Source organism: Rhodovulum sp., assembly GCF_011048875.1.
Lineage (GTDB): Bacteria > Pseudomonadota > Alphaproteobacteria > Rhodobacterales > Rhodobacteraceae > Rhodovulum > Rhodovulum tesquicola.
Genome location: NZ_DSDD01000300.1, coordinates 1 through 2,979 on the forward strand (window position 1 = coordinate 1; position 2,979 = coordinate 2,979).

At 70.8% G+C, this 2,979-nt stretch carries 2 protein-coding genes; both read right to left on the reverse strand.

From position 1 onward, the window contains the following. Window positions 1–134: 134 nt before the first annotated feature. Window positions 135–1,571 carry a 3-hydroxyacyl-CoA dehydrogenase NAD-binding domain-containing protein gene (locus ENN83_RS10485; protein WP_287186756.1) on the reverse strand — a complete coding sequence of 479 codons (1,437 nt, stop codon included), beginning with the start codon at window positions 1,569–1,571 and terminating at the stop codon, window positions 135–137. Between the two features lie 214 nt (window positions 1,572–1,785). Then, a complete protein-coding gene (locus ENN83_RS10490; RefSeq protein WP_287186759.1) occupies window positions 1,786–2,829 on the reverse strand; it encodes an aldo/keto reductase in 1,044 nt (347 codons plus the stop codon). Window positions 2,830–2,979 lie beyond the last annotated feature (150 nt).

A 2,979-nucleotide genomic window follows, 5' to 3' on the forward strand; every position in this document is an offset into this window, starting at 1 on the left:
CGACAACACGCTCCCGAAGGTCGTCTGAATACGGTTTCGTCATCCATGCCGGCCTCCTTCACCAGTATGAATTCTGAATCACACAACGCACCGTATGGGAATCCTCTTTCGATTCAGAGAAAGGCTGAGCCGCTCTAACCCGGCTTCTGGCCCACGGCGCGGCCCGCGCCATCGGGACGCGGCAGCGCGGCATGGGCCTCGGCGATCCGGGCCAGGCGGCGGGCGATCCCGGGGCCGGGGGGCGTGCTGCGGCGGGTGGCCAGGCTGACATGCAGCAGCAGATGCTCGCCGGTCGCGGCCAGGGTCTCGCCCGCCAGCATCCGGTGAAACAGGTGCATCTTCGCCCCCCCGGCCTCCAGCAGCGTCGTCTCGACCCGGAACCGCGCGCCCGCGTGCAATTCGGCGAGGTGGCGGATATGCGTCTCGGCGGTGAAGAAGCTGGCCCCCGCGGCGATGTAATCGGCATCGCAGCCGATGATCTCCATGAACCGGTCGGTGGCATCGCCGAAGGCATGCAGATAGCGCGCCTCGGTCATGTGTCCGTTGTAATCGGTCCAGTCCAGCGGCACCGCGCGGTCCTGGGTCAGCAGCGGGCGGGCCTCGTCACCGGGCGGCGGCTGGCGGGCCGCGTCGAACGCGGCCAGATGCGCCCCCGCCTCCGCGCTGGTGCCGCGCAGCGCGCGCAGCAGCGCCACCAGATCGGTATCGCGCGCGCGCAGCAGCTCGGCCACAGGCACCCCGCCCGTGGCCGCATCGGATTGTTCGGCCAAGGTCCGGGCCAGCGTCTCGCTCGCCTCGGGCAGGTCGGCCAGCCGCGTCTCGGTTCCCAGCCGGGCCAGCGCGGGGGCCAGCCCCTCTTCGCCGCCCGCCAGAAGCCGCGCCCCGAACGGCCCGGCCTGCGCCCAGGACAGGCCCGGGCCAAGGCGGATCGCGCGGTCGATCTCGGCGGTGGTGGCGATGCCCTCCTGCACCAGCCACAGCGCCTCGCGCCACAGCGCCCCGGTCAGCCGGTCCGCGATCTGGCCCTCGGTCCCGGCTCGCAGCAGCAGCGGCGCCATGCCGATCCCGGCCAGCAGATCGCGGGCGCGCGCCAGCGTTGCGGGCGGCGCGTCGGGAGCGGCGACCAGTTCGACCAGCGGCAGCAGATAGACCGGATCGGCGGGCCGGGCGACCAGCACCGGGCAGCGCCGCGCCCCCGGCCCCTGCAGGGCGGACGGCGTGAACCCGGCCGAGGACGAGGCCAGGATCACGTTACGGGCGCAATTCTCCTGCACCTTCTGATAGAGCGTGCGCTTGAGTTCCAGCCGCTCGGGCACGCTTTCCTGGATCCAGTCCGCGCCCTGCACCGCCCGCGAGATCCGGTCGGCCAGGATCACCGCGCCCTCGGGCGGCAGCGGGCTGTCATGCAGCCCCGGCAGGGCGCGGCGGGCATTCTCCAGCGCGGCCCCGACCCGGGCGGCGGCGGCCGGATCGGGGTCGAAGATCCGCACCTGCCAGCCCATCAGCGCGAACCGCGCCGCCCAGCCCGCGCCGATCACGCCCGCCCCGAGAATGGCCGCGACATGGTTCATGCGCGACGATCCGGATGCTCTGGGCGCAGGGATGGCGTGGCGGCGCGCCCACCCGGCCTGCGGTTCGTCCGACGCGGCATGATCTTCCCCCCTGTCCGCAACCCTGATGATGGCGCCGTCGCAGGGCGTGGCAAGCCCCGGACGCGGGAGGCGGACGCGCAAGGGGCCAGGCGTGCCGGAGATGCAACGCTTGGCCGCCCGCTGCGGCGCGGGATCAGAACGGCATCGGGTGGACCTTGTGCGCCGCGGCGATATCGGCCAGCACCGCGTCCGACAGGGTCAGATCGGCCGCGCCCAGCGCGGTGTCCAGCTGCGCGGTCGAGGTCGCGCCCAGGATCGGGATCACCGGAAAGGGCCGCTGGGCGACGAAGGCGATGGCCATCTGGACCGGGTCCAGCCCATGCGCCTTGGCGATGCCCAGATAGGCCGAGACCGCCTCCCAGACCCGGGGGGTGATGCGGCCGTTCAGGTCGGACTGGCGGGCGCGGCGCGTGCCCTCGGGGGTGACATCGCCCGCGTATTTCCCGGTCAGAAGCCCCGCGGCCAGCGGCGTATAGGCCAGCAGCGTCAGATCCTCGTTCACGCCCAGTTCGGCGAGATCGGTGTCGTAAAGGCGGCAGAGCAGCGAATATTCGTTCTGAATCGTCTGCGCCCGCGGCAGGCCGTGGCGGTCGGCCAGCCCCAGCCACTGGCAGATGCCCCAGGCGGTTTCGTTCGACAGGCCGAAATGGCGGATCTTGCCCTCCTGCACCAGGTCGGCCAGCGTTTCCAGGCAGTTCTGCATGTCGGCCAGAATCGCGTCGCGGTCCTGCCCCGAGGGGTCATAGGCCCAGGACTTGCGGAAATGATAGGAGCCGCGATTGGGCCAGTGGAACTGGTAGAGGTCGATATGGTCGGTGCGCAGCCGCCGGAGCGAGCCTTCGACCGCCTCGCGGATGGTTGCGGGCGAGATCGGCGCGCCCTCGCGCACCGCGCGCTGGCCCTCGCCGGTGATCTTGGTGGCCAGGATCACGTCATGGCGGCGGCCGGAGGATTGCAGCCAGTTGCCGATGATCCGCTCGGTCCGGCCGACGGTTTCCTCGCGCACCGGGGCGACGGGATACATTTCCGCGGTGTCGATGAAGTTCACGCCCCGGTCGAGCGCCAGGTCGATCTGGGCATGGCCCTCTTCCTGGGTGTTCTGGCTGCCCCAGGTCATGCTGCCCAGGCACAGGCAGGACACCCACAGACCGGTCCGGCCCAGTGCGACTTTCCTCATGGCGCTCCCCTGTCCTTTGGTTCGGGCGCAGAGTGATCGGCGCGCGCCCCCGGTGCAACCCCTCTAGCACGCAAGGGTTGACAAAATCCTTGCGTGATGGGGTGTTGATGGCGCGAAAGCTTGAGAACAGAAAGCGAACCCGCTATCTTC